The 2355-nt window shown below is 47.2% G+C and carries 2 protein-coding genes; both read left to right on the top strand.

What is annotated here, in order from left to right:
• Nucleotides 1-139 precede the first annotated feature (139 nt).
• A complete protein-coding gene (istA, locus tag B5G12_RS14100; RefSeq protein ID WP_087325485.1) occupies nt 140-1453 on the top strand; it encodes an IS21 family transposase in 1314 nt (437 codons plus the stop codon).
• Nucleotides 1450-2259 (top strand): ATP-binding protein, encoded by an 810-nt coding sequence (locus B5G12_RS14095; RefSeq protein ID WP_087325484.1) that lies wholly within the window; start codon nt 1450-1452, stop codon nt 2257-2259. The genes istA and B5G12_RS14095 overlap by 4 nt, the downstream gene beginning before the upstream one ends.
• Nucleotides 2260-2355: the final 96 nt, after the last annotated feature.

Below are 2355 nucleotides of genomic sequence, written 5' to 3'. Positions count from 1 at the left end.
TGTTAGCGTTCAGCTGAAAAAACCATTTGGGGTTCAATAGAAATCACCAATTCCGGATCAACAGAAAAAGCCATTACCCCAAACCTTTCAAATCCTTTATACTGAACGGTGACCAAACAACCCAGTAGAAAGGATGAATATGAAAGGAATACAGCGTAATGGCTTTTTGTCCATTATAGCACAAGCTATCTCAGAAATGGAAGAAATGCACGGTGAATTTTCAAGTCTGGATGAGATTAACCTTGCGGAACTTGGCCGTCGGACAGGACTTTCAAGAGCCAAACTGCGCCGTTTGAAAACAAATGGCTTTTGCGAAAAAGCACACGGCCTGAACGGACAGAAAAAAGAACATATCTTAGATGGATACAGTTCTGTTCTGGATACTTTGCTAAAAAGTGGGGTTAGTAATTCAACCGTTTGCTTAGAGCGGCTTCAAACAATGGGTTTTACCGGCAGTCGAAGCACAGTGAAACGGTATATCGCCGCTCACAAACATCTCATTCCTGCTAAACGCCAGCTGGTTGCGCCCCAGGGAAACCGTGGTCGCCGGTACACTACAGAACCCGGTGAAACGTACCAGATGGACTGGGGATTCACGAATGTTCTGGACTATGACGGGAAAACCTACCGTGTTGCCTGCTTTGCCATGATCTGCCACCATTGTGGTCAGCAATATATTGAGTTTTTCCCCAACGCACGGCAGGAAAACCTGTTTATTGGGATTGTTCATGCTTTTCAATACATGGGAATTCCTCGCTTTGTGTTAACTGACAACATGAAGAGTGTAGTGCTTCACCGGGATCTGGAGGGGCATCCAGTTTGGCAGAAAGACTACGAGTCCTTTATGCAAGTCCTTGACTTTGAGACAAAGCTCTGTAAACCACGGCATCCTTTTACCAAGGGCAAAGTGGAACGGCTGGTTCGATTTGTAAAGGACAACTTCCTGGCCGACCGGGTATTTTGCGATCTTACGGATCTAAATTGGCAGGCGCTGGAGTGGTGTAACAAACAAAACGGAATTTACCGCCGCACAGTGGATGGTGTGCCCCAAAAGCTCCACGAAACTGTATGTGGAGCACAGCTGCGCATGGTTCCGGAAATAGAGGCTGTACGATTCTACCTCTGCCCGGAAAGAAAGATATCCTTTGACGGCTTTGTGAATTACGAAGGCAGACGCTTCGGAGTGCCCTACAGCTATCCGAGTGCAATAGCAAGAGTAGAGCGCAGCGGCGATTTGCTGCGTATCTATTCTGCTGACTTGAAAGTTCTGCTGGCGACACATGCCGTTACCTGGAGCCAAACCGACAGCCTTTGTAAAGGCCAGTACGAAACCTTGGAACAACCTGAGGAATTTCCCACAGCTCCTGTGCAAACACAGATTTTGCAGCTTCCCAAACGCTCGCAGGATCTCTCCTTTGCCAAATTCGATTTTGACAAGGAGGACCCGGTATGAAGGAAACAATTTTTGAGCAGGTGGCAGCCTCTGCTTCTGTTTTAAAGCTGGATCTTTCTTCCGAGGAGTTTGCGCTGTTTGCAGAAGACCAAGAACTCTCGGAAGCGGGAATGGAGGCTGTGCAGAAGCTTCTCTCCTATCTCAGCGAAAAGAAGCAGCAGACCACAATTCAGACTTTGCTGAAAATGAGCCGTCTTCCCACAAAGGCACCCAAGACATTTGAGAACTTTGATTTCTCCCTGCTCAAGGGGAAAGATGTGGAACGTCTGAAGGTTCTGGCCTCTTTGAATGCCATCTACTCTCACCGGAACCTGGCCTTTATTGGTCCGGCAGGCACAGGCAAAACGCATTTGGCACAGGCTTTCGGTTACGCCTGCTGCCAGCATGGATTGAAAACCTATTTCATTAAAGCCTCTGAACTACGTGACCGATTCACAGCGGCCAGGCGTTCCGGAAAAACCGATTCCTGTCTCAATAGCCTTGTGCGTCCTTCTTGCCTGATTATTGACGAGATTGGCCACTGCGCTTTTGACAAGGAGAATACCAGACTTTTCTTTGACCTGATTGACCGGCGTTACAACAAAGAAGGCAGTTTTAATATGATCTTCACCAGCAACAAAAACCCCGCTCTTTGGCGTGAAGATTTCGAGGAAGATGCCACTCTGCTGTGTACACTAGACCGCATCTTTGACGATGCCACTGTATTTAAGCTGCGTGGGGAGAGCTTCCGAGGCAAGAAGCTGGAAACAGTTTCTTTGCAAACAGGAAAGGTATCTGCAATTGAACCGATAGCAGCGAAAGAATAATCTGATTGGAAATCTGGGTTGTTTGGTCTTTTTACTTGATCTACGTTTGGTTATTTCCGCTGAACCCCAAATGGTTTTTTCAGCTGAACGCTAACA

The sequence above is a fragment of the Faecalibacterium sp. An58 genome (assembly GCF_002161515.1).
Classification (GTDB): domain Bacteria; phylum Bacillota; class Clostridia; order Oscillospirales; family Ruminococcaceae; genus Faecalibacterium; species Faecalibacterium avium.
The sequence above is the reverse complement of the archived record's forward strand: the minus strand, read 5'-3'. Positions and strand labels throughout refer to the sequence as shown.

Bases quoted from the DNA above. Each gene is read 5' to 3' on its own strand.
- istA (WP_087325485.1), top strand. From the start codon at position 140: ATGAAAGGAATACAGCGTAATGGCTTTTTGTCCATTATAGCACAAGCT.
- B5G12_RS14095 (WP_087325484.1), top strand. From the start codon at position 1,450: ATGAAGGAAACAATTTTTGAGCAGGTGGCAGCCTCTGCTTCTGTTTTA.